At 69.1% G+C, this 17,424-nt stretch carries 16 protein-coding genes; 15 read left to right on the top strand and 1 reads right to left on the bottom strand.

Annotated features, from left to right (window positions below):
• The first annotated feature begins 59 nt into the window (after positions 1 to 59).
• Genes ACZ6YV_RS21870 through ACZ6YV_RS21855 form a run of 4 tightly spaced genes read left to right on the top strand, consistent with a single transcriptional unit; the run spans position 60 to position 3,425 of the window.
• Positions 60 to 602 carry a TlpA family protein disulfide reductase gene (locus tag ACZ6YV_RS21870; RefSeq protein ID WP_465511375.1) on the top strand — a complete coding sequence of 181 codons (543 nt, stop codon included), beginning with the start codon at positions 60 to 62 and terminating at the stop codon, positions 600 to 602.
• Positions 599 to 2,431: an ABC transporter ATP-binding protein gene (locus tag ACZ6YV_RS21865; RefSeq protein WP_465511374.1), complete on the top strand. Its 1,833-nt coding sequence runs from the start codon at positions 599 to 601 to the stop codon at positions 2,429 to 2,431. Before ACZ6YV_RS21870 ends, ACZ6YV_RS21865 begins: the two co-directional genes overlap by 4 nt.
• The gene (locus ACZ6YV_RS21860; protein ID WP_465511373.1) at positions 2,428 to 2,856 is read left to right on the top strand and encodes a S26 family signal peptidase; all 429 of its coding nucleotides are present in this window, start codon (positions 2,428 to 2,430) and stop codon (positions 2,854 to 2,856) included. Before ACZ6YV_RS21865 ends, ACZ6YV_RS21860 begins: the two co-directional genes overlap by 4 nt.
• Complete coding sequence (locus ACZ6YV_RS21855) at positions 2,853 to 3,425, top strand: MauE/DoxX family redox-associated membrane protein (protein ID WP_465511372.1); 573 nt, start codon at positions 2,853 to 2,855, stop codon at positions 3,423 to 3,425. The genes ACZ6YV_RS21860 and ACZ6YV_RS21855 overlap by 4 nt, the downstream gene beginning before the upstream one ends.
• 224 nt (positions 3,426 to 3,649) lie before the next feature.
• Here ACZ6YV_RS21855 and ACZ6YV_RS21850 read toward each other — a convergent pair whose 3' ends face one another.
• Positions 3,650 to 4,081: a VOC family protein gene (locus ACZ6YV_RS21850; RefSeq protein ID WP_465511371.1), complete on the bottom strand. Its 432-nt coding sequence runs from the start codon at positions 4,079 to 4,081 to the stop codon at positions 3,650 to 3,652.
• Between the two features lie 67 nt (positions 4,082 to 4,148).
• On the opposite strand from ACZ6YV_RS21850, the gene ACZ6YV_RS21845 reads away from it, so the two are divergent.
• From ACZ6YV_RS21845 to ACZ6YV_RS21795, 11 genes are all read left to right on the top strand, one after another.
• A complete protein-coding gene (locus tag ACZ6YV_RS21845) occupies positions 4,149 to 4,802 on the top strand; it encodes a GntR family transcriptional regulator (protein ID WP_465511370.1) in 654 nt (217 codons plus the stop codon).
• A 156-nt stretch (positions 4,803 to 4,958) separates the two neighbouring features.
• Positions 4,959 to 6,272: an ABC transporter substrate-binding protein gene (locus tag ACZ6YV_RS21840; protein WP_465511369.1), complete on the top strand. Its 1,314-nt coding sequence runs from the start codon at positions 4,959 to 4,961 to the stop codon at positions 6,270 to 6,272.
• Positions 6,272 to 7,225 (top strand): carbohydrate ABC transporter permease, encoded by a 954-nt coding sequence (locus ACZ6YV_RS21835; RefSeq protein WP_465511368.1) that lies wholly within the window; start codon positions 6,272 to 6,274, stop codon positions 7,223 to 7,225. Before ACZ6YV_RS21840 ends, ACZ6YV_RS21835 begins: the two co-directional genes overlap by 1 nt.
• Positions 7,218 to 8,057 (top strand): carbohydrate ABC transporter permease, encoded by an 840-nt coding sequence (locus ACZ6YV_RS21830; protein WP_465511367.1) that lies wholly within the window; start codon positions 7,218 to 7,220, stop codon positions 8,055 to 8,057. Before ACZ6YV_RS21835 ends, ACZ6YV_RS21830 begins: the two co-directional genes overlap by 8 nt.
• 32 nt (positions 8,058 to 8,089) lie before the next feature.
• Positions 8,090 to 9,427, top strand: coding sequence for a GH1 family beta-glucosidase (locus ACZ6YV_RS21825; RefSeq protein ID WP_465511366.1), 1,338 nt, complete (start codon positions 8,090 to 8,092; stop codon positions 9,425 to 9,427).
• Between the two features lie 163 nt (positions 9,428 to 9,590).
• Complete coding sequence (locus ACZ6YV_RS21820; RefSeq protein ID WP_465511365.1) at positions 9,591 to 11,066, top strand: amidohydrolase family protein; 1,476 nt, start codon at positions 9,591 to 9,593, stop codon at positions 11,064 to 11,066.
• Positions 11,063 to 12,205, top strand: coding sequence for a M20 family metallopeptidase (locus ACZ6YV_RS21815; RefSeq protein WP_465511364.1), 1,143 nt, complete (start codon positions 11,063 to 11,065; stop codon positions 12,203 to 12,205). The genes ACZ6YV_RS21820 and ACZ6YV_RS21815 overlap by 4 nt, the downstream gene beginning before the upstream one ends.
• Before the next feature lie 31 nt (positions 12,206 to 12,236).
• A complete protein-coding gene (locus ACZ6YV_RS21810) occupies positions 12,237 to 13,121 on the top strand; it encodes a GNAT family N-acetyltransferase (protein WP_465511363.1) in 885 nt (294 codons plus the stop codon).
• The gene (gene menC, locus ACZ6YV_RS21805; protein ID WP_465511362.1) at positions 13,118 to 14,224 is read left to right on the top strand and encodes an o-succinylbenzoate synthase; all 1,107 of its coding nucleotides are present in this window, start codon (positions 13,118 to 13,120) and stop codon (positions 14,222 to 14,224) included. The genes ACZ6YV_RS21810 and menC overlap by 4 nt, the downstream gene beginning before the upstream one ends.
• Positions 14,225 to 14,300: 76 nt before the next feature.
• Positions 14,301 to 15,974 carry a PucR family transcriptional regulator gene (locus ACZ6YV_RS21800; RefSeq protein ID WP_465511361.1) on the top strand — a complete coding sequence of 558 codons (1,674 nt, stop codon included), beginning with the start codon at positions 14,301 to 14,303 and terminating at the stop codon, positions 15,972 to 15,974.
• Between the two features lie 149 nt (positions 15,975 to 16,123).
• Positions 16,124 to 17,383 carry an MFS transporter gene (locus tag ACZ6YV_RS21795; protein ID WP_465511360.1) on the top strand — a complete coding sequence of 420 codons (1,260 nt, stop codon included), beginning with the start codon at positions 16,124 to 16,126 and terminating at the stop codon, positions 17,381 to 17,383.
• Positions 17,384 to 17,424: the final 41 nt, after the last annotated feature.

The following is a 17,424-nucleotide window of genomic DNA, read 5'->3' as shown; positions in this document are numbered from 1 at the left end:
GACACCGGCCGCCGCCCCGCGGTACCCCGCCCGTCCCTCTTCCTCCACTGGAGAACACCATGCCCATCCTGACCGCCGCTGTCGTGCTCGTCGGACTCCTGTGCGTGCTGGACCTGCTGCTCAGCTTCGGCATCATCCGGAGGCTGCGCGAGCAGAACGAGACCCTGAAGAACGTGCAGCAGAAGTCCGTCGTCGACCAGCAGATCGCCTTGCCCGCGGGCGCCACGATCGGCGCCTTCTCCACCACCACGGTCGGGGGCGCGGAGCTGTCCACCGCGGACATCGACGGTTCCCGTGCCCTCGTCGGCTTCTTCTCGCCGAACTGCGAACCGTGCAAGGAGCGGATGCCCGAGTTCATCGAGTACGCCGCCCGGTTCGAGGGGAGGGTGCTGGCGATCGCCGCCGGGGACGAGGCGGAGACCGTCGACATGGTCGCTCGGCTCGGCGAGGTCGGCGACGTGATCCGCGAGTTCGACGGCGGTGACGTGCACCAGGCCTTCGGCGCCACCGGCTATCCCGCGCTCTGCCTGGTCGAGGGCGACCGGACCGTGCTGGCCAGCGGGTGGGAGATGTCGGTTCTGCCGGTGCCGGCCAAGCTGTGAACACCTCCCTCGGCGCCCGCCGGGTACTGAGCCTGCTGGCGGCGGCGGTCCGCCTGACCCGGCGGGCCGCCCCGGTGGGCACGCCGCTGTACCTGGTGCTGTGCCTGATCGGCGGGGTCGTCCCGATCGCGACCGCGTGGTGCATGAAGGCGCTCCTCGACGGACTGGCCGCCGGAGAGGTGTGGCTGACCCTGCTCCCGTGGGCTGTCGCCCTCGCGGTCACCGGGTTGCTGGTGGGCCTGCTCCCGATCGGCACCGAATACCTGAAGCAGCGGCTGGACCGGTCGGTGGCCGTGGTGACGATGGACCGCCTCTACCGGGCGATGGACCGGCTGGCCGGGATCGCGAGGATGGAGGATCCGCGATTCCGCGACAAGCTCCGGCTCGCCCAGCAGACCGGCCGCAGCGGGCCGGGCCAGCTCGTCGACGACGGTGTCGGCTCGGTGCAGGCGGCCGTCACACTGGGCGGTTTCCTGGGGACCTTGCTCGTGATCAACGCGGGGATGGCGGTGATCGTGCTGGTGGCGGCGATCCCGGCGTTGCTCGCCAATCTGCGGTTGAGCCGCGCGCGGGCGCGCGTCCTGTGGTCGATCGCGCCCACCGAGCGGCGCGAGCTGTTCTACGCAGACCTGTTGGCGAGCCTGGACGCGGCGAAAGAACTGCGGCTGCTGGGACTCGGCGAGCTGTTCCGGCGGCGGATGCTCGTCGAGCTGACCGCCGCGCATGCCGTCGTCGAAGGCCAGGATCGCCGGGACGCGCGCGTGCAGGGCCTGCTGGCCGGGCTCACCGCGGCGGTGGCGGCCGGCGGCCTGGTCTGGGCGGCGTGGCTGGCCGCCCACGGCAGGCTCTCCCTCGGCGACATCGCCATCTTCGTGGCGTCGGTCGGCGGGGTGCAGGGAGCGTTGCAGAGCCTCGTCACCCGGTTGGCGTCGGCGCATCATTCGACTCTGCTGTTCGACCACTACGAGGAGATCGAGTCGCAGGGCCCGGATCTTCCCGTCCCGGCCGAGCCGCGACAGCTCACGGCGTTGCGCTCGGGCATCGAACTGCGCGACGTCTGGTTCCGCTACGCCGAAGACCAGCCTTGGGTGCTGCGAGGAGTGAACCTGACCATCCCGCACGGACGGTCGCTGGCGCTGGTCGGGCTGAACGGGGCGGGGAAGTCGACCATGGTCAAGCTGCTGTGCCGGTTCTACGATCCGGAACGCGGCGCGATCCTGTGGGACGGCGTGGATCTGCGCGACGTCGGAGTCGAGGACCTGCGCGCCCGGATCGGCGCGGTGTTCCAGGACTACATGTGTTACGACCTCAGCGCCGCCGAGAACATCGGGCTCGGCGACGTGTCCGTCATGGACGATCGCGAGCGGGTCGTCTCGGCGGCGCGGCGCGCGGGCGCGCACGACATCGTGGCCGGACTGCCGCGCGGTTACGACACCTTCCTCTCCCGGATGTTCTTCGACGAGGCGGACCGGGACGACCCGGAGACCGGCGTGCTCCTTTCGGGCGGTCAGTGGCAGCGGCTCGCGCTCGCCAGGGCTTTCCTACGCGACCGGCGGGATCTGATGATCCTGGACGAGCCGAGTTCGGGACTGGACGCGGAAGCCGAGCACGAGGTGCACAGCAGCCTCCGGCGGCACCGGGAAGGCGCGACCAGCGTGCTGATCTCGCACCGGCTCGGCGCGGTCCGCGACGCCGCGGTGATCGCGGTGCTCGCCGAGGGCCGGGTCACCGAACTGGGCTCGCACGACGAGTTGATCGCCTCCGGCGGGGAGTACGCGAGGCTCTTCCGCCTGCAGGCTTCGGGTTACGACGAGGTGGTGTCCCCATGATGTATGTGGTGCTCACGGCGGCCGTGGTGGTGGCCGTCCTGGTCGCGTGGCTGGTGACGCTGCGACAGCGGCTGCTGGTGGTGACGGTGCACGGGGTGAGCATGGAGCCCACCTACGTCGCGGGCGACCGGCTGCTGGTGCGGCGGTCCCGGCTGGAGCGCGTCCGGACGGGGCAGGTCGTGGTGGTGCAGGGCGGGCCCGGCGGACCGGGGGACCCGACGGCGGGACGGCTGGTGAAGCGCGCGGTGGCCGTCCCCGGCGATCCGGTGCCGTCGCAGATCCCGGTGCCCGAGACGGTCGTTCCCCAGGGGAACCTGCTGGTGCTGGGCGACAACCCGGCGCGCAGCAATGACTCCCGGCGGCTCGGCTACATCCCGGCGGAGGCGTTGATCGGCGTCGTGCTCCGGCCGATCGGGCAGCGATGAGCTACGTCGCCGTCTTCGCGATTGTCCTGTGCGGACTGGTTTTGCTGGTGTCGGCCGTCAGCAAGGTGCGGGGTAAGGGCTCCTACGCCGAGTTCGCCGCGTCGGTGCCCGCGTTCGGGATCCCGGCGCGCTGGACCGGGCTGTTCGCCGCGGCCACCCTGGCCGTCGAGTTCGCGATCGCGGCGCTCCTGCTTCCCGCGGCCGCGCTGATCTTCGCGGACGTCTTCGCGGACGCGGGCCGGTGGCTCGCTCTCGGCGGGCTGGTGCTCGCGGCTGGTTTGTTCGGAGTGCTGACCGCGGCGGTGTGGCGGGCAGTGGCGCGCCGGACCGGTGCGGCGTGCCGCTGTTTCGGTCCGGCGCGTGCCGTGCTCGCGTACCGGCACGTGGTGCGCAACGCCCTCCTGCTGCTGGTTGCCGCGGCGGGCCTCGTGGCGTTGCCGGGTGTGGGCGGCGGGGATCCGGTCGCGGTGGTGCTTTCCGCGGCCGTCGGTGTGGTGGGGGCGGTGGCCGCGGTCCGGTTCGACGACCTCGCTGAGCTGGTGGTCGGTTCGGTGCCGGAGGTGCGGTGAGTGCTGGGGTCGTGAGTGGGGATTCGGGTTCTCTAATAACCCGAATCGGCACTCACGACCACCTGTACCGACGCGTCGCCGCTGCTTGGGTGCCTGCAGTACGTGAAGGACCCCTTCATTGCGCCTAGCGCTGTGAAGGGGTCCTTCACGTACTTGGGGAAGGGGGCCTTCACGGACCGCCTCGCTTCCGCGACCCTCGCACGGAGCGCCGAGGCGTCGGGGCGTCAGGCGGCGAAGACCTGCGAGTCGTCGGCGAAAGCCTTGAACTCCAGGGCGTTGCCCGCCGGGTCCAGCAGGAACATCGTCCACTGTTCGCCGGTCTGTCCCTCGAACCGGACGTAGGGCTCGATGACGAACGCGGTCTCGGCGGCACGCAGCCGGTCCGCCAGCTTCCGGAATTCCGGCACGGTGAGGATCAGGCCGAAGTGGGGGACGGGCACGTCATGGCCGTCGACGGGGTTGTGGATCCGCTGCGGCCGTTCCGGGGCGAGATGCGTGACGAACTGGTGCCCACGCAGGTTCCAGTCGATCCATGAGTCGGAGCTGCGACCTTGTTCGAGGCCGAGCACTTCGCCGTAGAAGGTGCGGGCGGCGGCCAGGTCGTCGACCGGCATCGCGAGGTGGAAGCGCGGGATCGGGGAATCGAGGATGCTCATGTCGCAATGTTAACATTAGGACAAGAGGGCAGTCGCTACGATCGAACGATCTTGAGGGAGGGTGACGATGAGCAAGGTGGTGCCGGCGCGTCGTCGCGGGCTGGCGGACGAGGTCGCCGACAGGGTCAGGGACGCCATCTTCGGGGGCGCGTACCCGCCTGGCGCGCAGTTGCGTGAGGTGGAGCTTTCGACGGCGCTCGGCGTCAGCCGCGGGCCGGTGCGCGAGGCGCTGCTCAAGCTGGAGCGCGAGGGCCTTGTCCGGAGCGAATGGCATCGTGGCGCCCTCGTCACGACCTTGTCCGACGTGGATGTCGCCGAACTCGACAGCCTCCGCTCCGCATTGGAGCAGTTGGCTGTCCGGCTGGTGGTCGCGAACGCGTCGGCCGCGGAGCTGGCCGCGATCGACGAGGTCGTCGAGCGGATGGACCGGGCGCGCGACGAGCACGAGATGGTGCGCTGCGACGTCGACTTCCACGACGCGGTGTACGCGGCTTCCGGGCATCGGCGGCTCGTCGAGGCGTGGCAGGCCATCCGGTCGCAGGTGCACCTGTTCCTGCTGACCCGCATCGGCGTGAGTGCCGAGGGCTACCTCGCGAGCATTCCGGAGGAGCACCGTCGGCTGGCGGCCGCGCTGCGCGCACGGGACGGCGAAAAGGCCCTCGAACTCTTCGCCTCGCATCGCGGTCAGGCTCTCGACGTGATGCGGGCTCGTGAGCGGTAATAACGGTTCTAGCCGTCCTTGCCGCTCACGAGACAAAATGCTCGCGAAAACCCTTGACGCCCACCTCAACCACGGCTTAACTCAAGCCCTGAAATAAGGCGTGTCCCGGGTCACAGGCCTCGGACGCGGCTTGGCCACTCACCCCGAGGACCATCGATGCGAATCGGAAAGATCGCTCCCGCGCTCGTCCTGGCGCTGGCGGCCGCCACCACGGCGGCGTGCGGCGGCGGCGACACGTCGTCCAGTGCTCCCAAGGAGCTCGTGTACTGGGCGTCCAACCAGGGCACCAGTCTCGACAACGACAAGGCGGTCCTGCAGCCCGAACTCGACAAGTTCGAGAAGGCCTCCGGGATCAAGGTCAAGCTCGAGGTCGTCCCGTGGACGGATCTGCTCAACCGGATCCTCGCGGCCACCACCTCCGGCAAAGGGCCGGACGTGCTCAACATCGGCAACACCTGGTCGGCCTCGTTGCAGGCGACCGGGGCGTTCCTGCCGTTCGACGACGCCGCGCTGGAGAAGGCCGGCGGCAAATCGCGGTTCCTCGGCCCGTCGCTGGCGGCCACCGGGGCGAGCGGGCAGCCGCCGGTCGGCGTGCCGCTCTACGGCCAGGCATACGGCCTGTACTACAACAAGAAGCTCTTCTCGGAGGCCGGAATCACCAAGCCGCCGGCCACCTGGGAGGAACTCGTCGAGGACGGCAAGAAGCTCACCAAACCCGAGAAGGGCCAGTGGGGACTGTCGCTCCAGGCGGGCCAGGTCACCGAGAACAGCCACCACGCGGCGATCCTCGGCGCCCAGCAGGGCGCGCAGTTCTTCACTCCCGAGGGCAAGCCGCAGCTGGCCTCGGACCCTTCGGTCGCGGCCGTGCAGCAGTTCGTCGATCTGATGCAGAAGGACAAGATCGTCAATCCGTCCAACGCCGAATACGCCGACACCGCCAAATCCCTCAAGGACCTGTCGGACGGCAAGGCCGCGATGTTCATGAACCAGGCGTCCGCCGGTTCGTTCAAGAGCATCGGGATGGACATGGCGAACCTGGGCGTCGCGCCGATCCCGCTGCCCGCCGCCGCGCCGCCGAACGGCCGCAAGGTGAGCAGTTTCGTCGCGGGCATCAACATGTCGGTCTTCAAGAACACCAAGAACCCCGACGCCGCACTGGACTTCGTGAAGTTCATGGTCTCGGCGCCCGAACAGGCGCTGCTCAACAAGACCTACGGTTCGCTGCCGACCGTCCAGGACGCCTACAGCGACGCGGCGTTCCAGACCGAGGACGTCAAGGTCTTCCAGAGCGTGCTCGCGAATTCGGCCGAGCCGATGCCGCAGGTGCCGCAGGAGTCGCAGTTCGAGACCCTGATCGGTACCGCGATGAAGGCGATGTTCGCCGACGTCGCCGCGGGCAAGCCTGTCGACGGGGCCAAGATCCGGGACCAGCTGAACCAGGCGGATCAGCAGATCGCGGCCGGTAGTTGATGCCGACCGTTCTCGATGACGCCCCGGCCGTGAAAGCGGCCGGGGCGCCCGGACGCCGGCCCGCTCGCAAGCGGCGCCGGGTCGCGCTGCCGTATCTGCTCCTGCTTCCCGCGATCCTGCTCGAGCTGCTCGTCCACCTGATCCCGATGATCGCCGGGCTCGTGATGAGCTTCTTCAAGCTGACGCAGTTCTCCATCCGGGACTTCTCGTCCGCCCCGGCCGCCGGGCTGGACAACTACAAGTTCGTGCTGGACTTCAACTCCGCCGCGGGGAAGTCGCTGCTCGGCTCGTTCTGGATCACCGTCCTCTACACCGTGCTCTCGGTCGGGTTCTGCTGGCTCTTCGGCACCTCGGCCGCCGTGCTGATGCAGAAGAACTTCCGGGGACGCGGCGTGCTTCGCGCCCTGTTCCTGGTGCCGTACGCGCTGCCGATGTACGCCGCGGTGATCACCTGGTCGTTCATGTTCCAGAAGGACACCGGCCTGGTGAACGACCTGCTGGGCACCGATTCCTTCTGGCTCATCGGGGACAACAGCTTCTGGTCGCTGGTGGTGGTCTCGGTCTGGCGCAACTGGCCGTTCGCGTTCCTGATCGTGATGGCCGGGCTGCAGAACATCCCCGGCGAACTGTACGAGGCGGCGGCGATCGACGGCGCGGGCTGGTGGCGGCAGTTCCAGGCGATCACCCAGCCGATGCTGCGTCCGGTCAACCAGGTCCTGCTGCTGGTGCTGTTCCTGTGGACCTTCAACGATTTCAACACGCCGTATGTCCTCTTCGGAGCGTCCGCGCCGAAGGAGGCGTCGCTGATCTCGATCCATATCTACCAGAGTTCCTTCGTGACCTGGAACTTCGGCCTCGGCTCGGCGATGTCGGTGCTGTTGCTGCTGTTCCTCCTGATCGTCAGCACCGTCTACTTGGGACTGACCGCACGAAGGAGGAACGCCGTTGTCTGAGCCTCGCTGGGTCCCGTGGGCCCGCCGATTAGTCCTCGGCTTCCTCACCCTGTTCACCCTGGTGCCGCTGTACGCGATGGTGTCTTCGTCGCTGAAGCCGCTCGGGGACGTGCAGGGCAAATGGGAGTGGTTCCCGACGACGCTGACCATCCAGCCGTTCTTCGACATCTGGGACACCATCCCGCTCGCCGACTACTTCGTGAACAGCCTGGTCATCTCCGGTTCGGCGGCGATCCTCTCGGTGGTGATCGCGATCTTCGCGGCCTACGCCCTGAGCCGCTTCCGGTTCCGCGGCAAGAACTTCTTCAAGCTGACCGTGCTGTCCACGCAGATGTTCCCCGGCATCCTGTTCCTGCTGCCGTTGTTCCTCATCTTCGTCAACATCGGCAACACCACCGGCATCGTCCTGTACGGCTCCCGGCTCGGGCTGATCATCACCTACCTGACCTTCTCGCTGCCGTTCGCGATCTGGATGCTCGCCGGCTACATCGACTCGATCCCCAAGGAACTCGACGAGGCCGCGATGGTCGACGGCACGGGGTCGCTCGGCGCGCTGATCAGGGTGGTGATCCCGGCGGCGATGCCGGGCATCGTCGCCGTCGGCATCTACTCGTTCATGACGGCCTGGGGCGAGGTCCTGTTCGCGTCGGTGATGACCGACTCGGGCACGCGGACCCTCGCCGTCGGTCTCCAGGAGTACTCGACCCAGGTCCAGGTGTACTGGAACCAGGTCATGGCCGCCTCCCTGATCGTGTCCGTCCCGGTCGTCGCCGGATTCCTGTTGCTCCAGCGCTATCTCGTCGCCGGGCTCACCGCCGGTGCCGTGAAATGACCCGCCCGTCGCTCCGTACAGAGAGGTCTGCCTTGAATCTGCACCTGCCCGCCGATTTCCTGTGGGGTGTGGCCACCGCCGCGTACCAGATCGAAGGCGCTGTCGACGTCGACGGTCGCCTCCCGTCCATCTGGGACGACTTCGTCCGGGTCCCGGGTGCCGTCCTGAACGGCGACACCGCCGACGTCGCGTGTGATCACTACCGGCGCTGGCCGGAGGATCTCGCCATCATGAAGCAACTGGGCCTCGACGCCTACCGGTTCTCCGTCGCCTGGCCGCGGGTGATCCCGACCGGCCGGGGCGAGGTCAACGCTGTCGGCCTCGGCTTCTACGACCGGCTCGTCGACGCGTTGCTCGAAGCCGGGATCCGGCCGTTCGCCACGCTGTTCCACTGGGACCTGCCCTCGATGCTGCAGGCGAACGGCGGCTGGCCCGAGCGCGACACGGCCTACGCCTACGCCGACTACGCCGCTGTCGTCGCGGCGAAACTCGGTGACCGGGTCAAGGACTGGAACACCGTCAACGAGCCACTGTGCTCGGCCTGGCTCGGCTACCTCGAAGGCCGCTTCGCCCCCGGGGTCAAGGACCTCAAGCAGGCGATCCACGCGTCGCACCATCTTCTGCTCGCCCACGGCCTGGGGGTGCAGGCGATCACCGCGAACGCCGCCGAGCCCGCCAACGTCGGCCTGGTGCTCAACCTCAGCGGGATCGAGCCCGCGTCGGACTCCGCCGAGGACGTCGCGGCGGCGGCCCGGATGGACGGGCACGTCAACCGCTGGTGGCTCGACCCGTCGAACGGACGCGGCTACCCGGCGGACATGATCGAGGTCTACGGCGTCGAGCCGCCGGTGGTCGGGGACGACCTCGAGGTGATCTCGACCCCGGTCGGTTTCCATGGCCTGAACTACTACTTCCGCCAGATCGTCGAGGACGATCCGGACGGTGCCGCGCCCCGCGCCCGGCAGGTACCTGTCGAGGGGGCCGCCACGACCGCGATGGGCTGGGAGATCCACGGGCAGGGGCTCGCGGACCTGATCCACCGGCTCGCCAACGAGTACGGCGCCCGGGCCATCTACGTCACCGAGAGCGGAGCCGCCTTCGAGGACAAGGTCGCCGAGGACGGTTCGATCGACGACGCCGACCGCATCGCCTACCTGGAGGAACACCTGGGCGCGGTGGCCGGGGCCGCCGAAGCGGGCGCGCCGGTGAAGGGCTACTTCGCCTGGTCGCTGCTCGACAACTTCGAATGGGACAGCGGGCTGAGCAAGCGGTTCGGGCTGGTCCGGGTCGACTACGACACGCAGGTCCGCACGGTGAAGGCGAGCGGCCACCGGTACGCGGAGATCATCGCCGAACACCGGAACCGCTAACGGCTCGTGAGTGGTAAGGACGGTTCTAACCATCCTTACCACTCACGAGGCTCTTCGTGCGGGCGGATGGACCGAGGGGCCCGGATTCGTCGCGCGGTACGAACGGACGTCCGCGGAAACCTCCTAGGGTCGCCATGAACGAGGCGATCCTAGGAGGCGAAGCATGCGGACACTCTTGCGTGGCGGTCGTGTCATCGACCCGGCGACGGGGTTCGACGGCACGGCCGACGTGCTGGTATCGGGCGGGGTGGTCACCGCCGTCGGGGCGGGTTTGACCGCGGAACCCGGCGACGTGGAAATCGACGTCACGGGGCTGGTCGTCGGACCGGGCTTCATCGACCTGCACAGCCACGTGCACACCATCGCGGGCCAGCGGCTGCAGGCGATGGACGGCGTGACGACCGCGCTCGACCTCGAAGCCGGTCTGATGCCGATCGAGCGGGCCTACGCCGAGGCGGCCGCGGCGGGACGCCCGCTGCACTACGGGTTCTCCGCGTCCTGGGGCGCCGCGCGGGCGCAGGTGCTCGCCGGGATCGAACCGGACGCGAACATCGACAGCGGGCTGGCGGTGCTCGGGAACCCTGTCTGGCAAAGGTCTTCGTCGCCGAAGGAACTGGCCGCCTGGCTGTCCCTTGTGGACGGTGAGCTGACCGCGGGTGCGCTCGGCGTCGGGGTGCTCCTCGGCTACGCGCCCGACACCGACCCCAATGAGTTCCTCGCGCTGGCGCGCCTCGCCAAGGAAGCCGGTGCGCCGACCTACACCCACGTCCGCGAACTGGTCGAGGTGAACCCGGAGACGCCCGTCGACGGTTCCGCGGAGATCGCGATCGTCGCGGCCGAGACCGGCGCCGCGATGCACCACTGCCATGTGAACAGCACCTCCGGGCACCAGATCGAGCGGGTGCTCGCGGCGCTCGAAGCGGGCCGCGCCGCCGGATCCCGGGTGACCGTCGAGGCCTATCCCTACGGTGCGGGCAGCACCGGGATCGGCGCGGCGTTCCTTTCGCCCGAACGCCTGAAGATGAAGGGCCTGTCCCCGTCCAGCGTGATCATGCTGGAGTCGGGGGAGCGCATCGCCGACGAAGGCCGCCTGCTCCAGGTCCGTGCCGAAGACCCGGGCGCGCCGTGCATTCTCGAGTTCCTCGACGAAAGCAGCCCGCACGACCTCGGCCTGCTGCACCAGGCCCTCGCGTTCCCCGACGCCATCGTCGCCAGCGACGCGCTGCCCGTGTACTGGAAGAACGGCACCAGCGAGAGCACCGAATGGCCGCTGCCGCCCGGCGGCGCGACGCATCCGCGTACGTCCGGGACGTACTCCAAGACCTTGCGCCTGATGGTGCGCGAGAGCAAGGCCTGGACGTGGCTGGAGGCGTTCCGGCGCTGTTCCTACCTGCCGGCGCGCGTGCTCGACGAGGTCGCTCCCGGGGCACTGGCCAAGGGACGGCTCAACGTGGGAGCCGACGCCGACATCGTCGTCCTCGATCCGAACACCATCACCGACGCGGCGACCTACTTCGACCCGATCAGGCCTTCGGTCGGCGTCCGGCATTTGTTCGTGTCGGGGGTCCCGGTCGTCACCGACGGAAACCTGCGCACCGAAGCCTTCCCCGGCAAGCCGCTGCGGGGTGAGCCGCGATGAGTGAACTGCTCGCCGACATCGAGACGCTCGTCCGCTGCGAATCCCCGTCCTCGGATCACGAAGCCGTGGCCCGCAGCGCCGAAGTGGTGGCGGAAGTGGGCCGGAGGCTGCTCGGCGCGGAGCCGGAGCGGATCGTCGTCGACGGGGTCACGCATCTGCGCTGGCGGTTCGGCGACGGACCGTCTCGCGTGCTGCTGCTCGGTCACCATGACACGGTGTGGCCCCACGGTTCGCTGGAGACACATCCGTTCTCCGTACAGGACGGCGTGTTGCGCGGCCCGGGCTGCTTCGACATGAAGGCCGGGGTCGTGATGGCGCTGCACGCCGCCGCGGTCGTCCCCGATCGCGACGGACTGTCCATTCTGGTCACCGGCGACGAGGAGATCGGCTCGCCGTCGTCCCGTGCCCTGATCGAGGAAACGGCGGCGGGCTGCGACGCGGCGTTCGTGCTGGAGGCTTCGGCCGACGGCGGCGCGCTGAAGGTCCGTCGCAAAGGCGTTTCCCACTACCGAGTCGAAGTGGTCGGTCGTGCCTCGCACGCCGGGCTCGAACCGGAGAAGGGGATCAACGCGGGGATCGAGATCGCCCATCAGATCCTCGCGGTGGCCGCAATCGCCGATCCGGCGGCCGGGACCAGCGTGACCCCCACCGTCGCCTCGGCGGGCACGACGGTCAACACCGTTCCCGCCGCCGCGGGAGTGGCCGTCGACGTCCGGGTGTGGAACGAGGCCGAGCAGCTCCGCGTCGACAAGGCCATGCGGGACCTCCGCCCGGTACTGGAAGGCGCCGAGGTCCGGGTGACCGGCGGGATCAACCGGCCGCCGCTCGAAGAAAGCTCGTCGGCGGGACTGTTCGCGTTGGCCCGGGAACTGTCGGGCGGACTCGGTCTCGGTGAACTCACCTCCGCGTCGGTCGGTGGCGCCTCGGACGGCAATTACACCGCGGGAATGGGTATTCCCACCCTGGACGGCCTCGGCGCCGTCGGTGGCGGGGCACACGCGGACCACGAACACGTCGTCGTCGCGGAATTGCCGCGACGCACCGCTTTGCTGGCCGCACTCGTGGAAGACGTGCTCGCGAAGCGGGGTCCGTCCGGCGCGACGAATCCCGTGGGCGAATCTGGTACGGCACGACGGTGACTCGGCCGCCGAGCCGGGAAAGGATTGTCCCGTGACGAATCTTGCGACGAATACGGAGAGCCTGGCGTCGGCGGAGGTGCGCGACGAAGCCGTCGCCGCCGCGCGGGCCGCGGCCGTGGCTTCGGGCGTCGAAATCCGCGAACTCACCGAAATCGCCGATCTGGCCGCGGTGGTCGGCCTGTTCGAGTCGATCTGGAAGTCCGCGCCCGGCGCCCGGCCGGTGAGCACGGAACTGCTCCGTGCGATGTCCTCGGCCGGGAACTACGTCGCGGGCGCGTTCGAGAACGGCGAAATGCTGGGGGCCTGTTTCGGTTTCTTCGGGAATCCCGGGAAGGCGAGCCTGCACAGTCATATCGCCGGGGTCGCAGGCGCCGGCGTGGGCCGGGGGATCGGCCACGCGCTCAAACTGCACCAGCGCGGCTGGGCGCTGCTCCAGGACGTCTCGATGATCACCTGGACCTTCGACCCGCTGGTGCGGCGCAACGCCTACTTCAACCTGGGGAAACTCGGCGCGCGCCCGATCGGCTACAAGCCCGACTTCTACGGGCCGATGGAGGACAGCATCAACGGTTCGGGCGACACCGACAGGCTGATGGTCGGCTGGGATCTGACGAGCCCGGACGTCCGCTCCGCCGCTTCCGGTGAACCCGTCCTGATCGACGCGGAAGCCTTGGGCGCCGCGAAGGCACTGTCGGTCGATCCCGACGGCGGTCCGAGCATCGGCTCCGCCGACACGCCGACCGTGCTCGTCGCCGTCCCCTCCGACATCGAACGGTTACGCCGCACCGATCCCGGTCGCGGCAACGCGTGGCGCGTCGCCCTGCGCGAAGTCCTCGGCGGACTCATGGCGGACAACGCCAGGGTCGCCGGTTTCGATCGTGCCGGCTGGTACGTGATCTCGAAGGAGCAGTCGTGAAACTCAGCGGTGTGGAACTGCGCCGGGTCCGGATGCCGCTCGTGGCACCCTTCCGGACGTCGTTCGGGACGCAGTCCGAGCGGGAACTGCTGCTCGTCCGTACGGTGACCCCGGCGGGCGAGGGCTGGGGCGAATGCGTCGCGATGGAGGCGCCGCTCTATTCGTCGGAGTACAACGACGCCGCCGAACACGTCATGCGGAACCATCTCGTCCCGGCTCTCCTGGCCGCCGATGACGTGACCGCGTACCGGGTGACGCCGTTGCTGGCGAAGTTCAAGGGCCACCGGATGGCGAAGGGGGCGCTGGAGATGGCCGTCCTCGACGCCGAACTCCGCGCGCACGAACGGTCCTTCGCGGCCGAGCTGGGGTCCACTCGCGACTCCGTGGCCTGCGGCGTCTCGGTCGGGATCATGGACTCGATCCCGCAGCTGCTCGACGTCGTCGGCGGCTACCTCGACGAGGGTTACGTCCGGATCAAGCTGAAGATCGAGCCCGGCTGGGACATCGAGCCGGTGCGCCAGGTGCGGGAGCGCTTCGGCGACGACGTGCTGCTTCAGGTCGACGCGAACACCGCGTACACCCTGGGCGACGCGCCCCTGCTTTCGCGGCTCGACCCGTTCGACCTCCTGCTGATCGAGCAGCCGCTCGAAGAAGAGGACGTGCTCGGGCACGCCGAACTGGCCAAGCGGATCCGGACCCCGATCTGTCTCGACGAGTCGATCGTCTCGGCCAAGGCCGCGGCGGACGCGATCAAACTCGGCGCCTGCCAGATCGTCAACATCAAGCCCGGCCGCGTCGGCGGTTACCTCGAAGCCCGCCGGGTGCACGACGTCTGCGCGGCCCACGGGGTCGCGGTGTGGTGCGGCGGGATGATCGAGACCGGACTGGGCCGGGCGGCCAACGTCGCGCTGGCGTCACTGCCCGGGTTCACACTGCCGGGTGACACCTCGGCGTCCGGCCGGTTCTACCGGACGGACATCACCGAGCCGTTCGTACTGGAGGCCGGACACCTGCCGGTGCCGACCGGACCGGGCCTGGGTGTGACCCCGATTCCCGACCTCCTGGACGAGGTCACCACCGAAAAAGTGTGGATCGGTTCGTAGCCGGCTACGAATTCCGGGGTTAGATTTGGTCGAAACGAACCATTCGGTTCGGTGAGGCCGGGTTTAACTTCGGGGGGTGCTGACACCGGTGCCGAGCAAACCGCACACGAGCCTGGGACGCGTCCTCGAGGACCTCGGGGACGTGCTCCTGGAGCCGGTCGCGGTCGGCCGGAGCACCCGCCGGAAGCTCGGCGGAGTGGTCATCCACGATCCGCACGACGAATCCGAGATCCCTGGCGGAGCCGTCGTGCTCGGCGTCGGGGTGCGGGAGCAGGACGAGGTCGTCCGCCTTTTGCGCGACGTGGGCGCGAGGGGCGCGGCAGCGCTCGTCGTCCGTTCTCCCGTCACCCCGACGCCGGAACTCCGGCGCGCCGCGGAATCGTCCGGGGTCGCCCTGCTCGGACTCGCCCGCGGCGCGTCCTGGGCCCAGCTCGCCGCCATGCTCAGGACCCTGCTCGCCGAGGGGGACGTCGGCGAGGTCTCGCCGCAGACGCTCGGCGGAATGCCGTCGGGTGACCTTTTCGCGCTGGCGAACGCGATCGCCGCGCTCCTCGACGCGCCGGTGACCATCGAAGACCGCAGTAACCGGATCCTCGCGTTCTCCGGGCGTCAGGACGAAGCGGATCCTTCCCGGGTCGAGACCATCCTCGGCCGCCAGGTGCCGGAGCGGTTCGCCCGCGGGCTGGAGCGGGACGGTGTCTTCGAGAAGCTGTACCGCGACCACACGCCCGTCTACGTCGACCCGCAGCGCTACGACGAAATCGAGCTCGTCCTGCCCCGGGTGGCGCTCGCCGTCCGGGCAGGCGACGAGATACTCGGCTCGATCTGGGCGGCGGTCCGGGAGCCGCTCAGCGAGGAGCGGACCCAGGCGCTGATCGACGCCACCAAACTCGTCGCGCTGCACATGCTCCGGCTTCGCGCGGGCGCCGACGTCGAACGACGGCTGCGCGCGGACCTGGTGAGCACGGCGCTCGAAGGCGGCTCCGGGGCGCCGGAGGCCATCGCCCGGCTCGGCCTGCTCGGCCAGCCGTCGATCGTGCTCGCCATGGGCCTGCTCGGCGCGCCCGCGATCGAGGACGACCTCCGGCTGGTCGCGGACCGCCAGCGGGTCGCCGACGCGCTCGCCATGCACCTCAGCGCTGTCCAGCCGCGTTCGGCCGTCGCTCTCGTAGGCGACGTCGCCTACGGCATCGTCCCGATGCCCGGCAGTCACGACGACTGCCTGGAGCGTTCGGTGCGGGTCGCGTCGACCTTCCTGGAGCGCACCGGGCGCCGCGCGGCCGCCGCGATCGGCATCGGGCCGCTCGCCCTCGACGGCTCCGGCCTGCGTGCTTCGCGTGACGGCGCGGACAGGGCGTTGCGTGTGCTGCTCACCAACGCCGGCGCGAAACGCGTGGCGACCGCGGACGACGTCCACGTCGACGCGCTCATGCTGGAACTGGCCGACCTCGCCGCGGCCAGGGGAGACGTCGCGACAGGACCTGTCGCGCGGTTGCTCGCCTACGACGCCCAGCACCAGTCACAACTGGTGCACACTCTCCGGTGCTGGCTGGACGCCTTCGGTGACATCGGTGCCGCGTCCGCCGCGGCCTATGTCCATCCGAACACTTTCCGCTATCGCCTGCGACGCCTCGCCGAAGTCGGCGAGATCGACCTCGACGACGCGGGGGAGCGGTTCGCCGCCATGGTGCAACTTCGGCTGTTGCCCCGTGACGTTCGGACAGGGCCGCCGGGCGCCGAAGACTCCTGACCACCGACCGGATTGGTCTGCCCGGCCCGAAACGGCGGCGGATGTTCGTGTGATCGCACGAACTCCCTCCACCGAGTGCGTTTCAGAATGAGTGATCGGCGCCACCCTCGCCGTTCTCCCTTCTCTCCCAACGTTTCCGCGGAGGCGCCATGACGGCAGTGGTCAACGAGGACACCTGGACAGCGCGGCGGATCAACCGGACGGCGCTCATCACCATGGTGGTGATGGTCTTCGCCTGGGCGGTCGACTACATCGACCGGTTCTCCATCGGGATGGCGCTGCCGATGATCGGCGCCGAATTCGACCTCAGCAAGACCCAGCAGGGCTGGCTGGTGACCGTGTTCGCGCTGGTCTACATGGTTTGCCAGATCCCGGCGGGGTTCCTCGCCGACCGGTACGGCTCGCGGGGCCCGATGCTGGTGACGCTGCTGGCCTGGTCGGCGTTCACCGCGATGACCGGGATGGCGGGAACCTTTGGCCTGCTGCTGGTCGTCCGCGGTCTTTTCGGTGTCTGCCAGGGGCTTTTCCCGGCGGCCTCGTTCAAGGCGATCGCCGAGCGGACGACCCCCGGCAACCGCGCGACGGTGACCGGCGTGATGCTGTCCGCCGGCGGGATCGGCGCGGGGCTGGCGCCGCTGATCGTCGGCCCGCTGCTGATGGCCCTCGGCTGGCGGCACACGTTCTTCTGGATGGCGGGGATCGGCGCGATCATCGGCGTGGTCGTCTGGACGTTGCTGCCCAAGGCACTGCCGAAGTCGCTGAGCAGCCTTCCGCGTACTGAGGCGAAGACCCCTGAAGTCTCGCGCAAACAGGTGCTGAAGTCGCCGGTGATCTGGAAGTTCACCCTGCTGTTCTGCGTCACCAACATGCTGAACTACGGGATGATCACCTGGGTCCCCAGCTATCTGTTGGAGACGCGGGGCCTGACGCTGAGCCAGACCGGGGTGCTCGCGGCGATCCCGATGCTGGTCAGCATCGGCACGACCATCCTCGGCGGCTGGCTGTTCGACCGCTACTTCCACGACCACGGCCGCTGGTATCTCGGTTCGATCGCGCTGGTGACCGTGGTGCTGCTGACGCTGATGGTGAACGCGGACAGCACGGCGGAGTTCACCCTTTACGAGACGCTCGCCCTGGCGGTGTTCGGCATGGCGACGATGGCCGTCTTCGGCCTCCCGCTGCGCGTGCTGCCCACGGAGGTCACCGGGATCGGCATGGGAGTGATGAACTTCGGCGGCCAGGTGGCAGGCGCGGTCGCCCCGGTGGCGATGGGCTGGCTCGCGGACGCTTTCTCCTACACCGCCGCGTTCGGGTTCCTCATCGGCACCACTTTCCTGACCGCCGTGATGGCGTTCTGGGTGCCGCAGAACCCGGCGCAGTTCAAGTTCTCCCCGGCGAGTCCTCAGTAGACAGTCCAGCTCACGTGATCAAACCCGTGACTCGCGTGATC

The organism is Amycolatopsis sp. NPDC102522 (genome assembly GCF_055584485.1).
Note: the sequence above shows the minus strand (reverse complement) of the source record. Positions and strands in the feature narration are given on the sequence as shown.

What these genes read in the sequence shown, in the direction of transcription:
- ACZ6YV_RS21820 (WP_465511365.1), top strand. Translation starts at nt 9,591, where the DNA reads ATGCGGACACTCTTGCGTGGCGGTCGTGTCATCGACCCGGCGACGGGG.
- ACZ6YV_RS21835 (WP_465511368.1), top strand. Translation starts at nt 6,272, where the DNA reads ATGCCGACCGTTCTCGATGACGCCCCGGCCGTGAAAGCGGCCGGGGCG.
- ACZ6YV_RS21855 (WP_465511372.1), top strand. Translation starts at nt 2,853, where the DNA reads ATGAGCTACGTCGCCGTCTTCGCGATTGTCCTGTGCGGACTGGTTTTG.
- ACZ6YV_RS21795 (WP_465511360.1), top strand. Translation starts at nt 16,124, where the DNA reads ATGACGGCAGTGGTCAACGAGGACACCTGGACAGCGCGGCGGATCAAC.
- ACZ6YV_RS21840 (WP_465511369.1), top strand. Translation starts at nt 4,959, where the DNA reads ATGCGAATCGGAAAGATCGCTCCCGCGCTCGTCCTGGCGCTGGCGGCC.
- ACZ6YV_RS21815 (WP_465511364.1), top strand. Translation starts at nt 11,063, where the DNA reads ATGAGTGAACTGCTCGCCGACATCGAGACGCTCGTCCGCTGCGAATCC.
- ACZ6YV_RS21860 (WP_465511373.1), top strand. Translation starts at nt 2,428, where the DNA reads ATGATGTATGTGGTGCTCACGGCGGCCGTGGTGGTGGCCGTCCTGGTC.
- ACZ6YV_RS21845 (WP_465511370.1), top strand. Translation starts at nt 4,149, where the DNA reads ATGAGCAAGGTGGTGCCGGCGCGTCGTCGCGGGCTGGCGGACGAGGTC.
- ACZ6YV_RS21870 (WP_465511375.1), top strand. Translation starts at nt 60, where the DNA reads ATGCCCATCCTGACCGCCGCTGTCGTGCTCGTCGGACTCCTGTGCGTG.
- ACZ6YV_RS21850 (WP_465511371.1), bottom strand. Translation starts at nt 4,081, where the DNA reads ATGAGCATCCTCGATTCCCCGATCCCGCGCTTCCACCTCGCGATGCCG.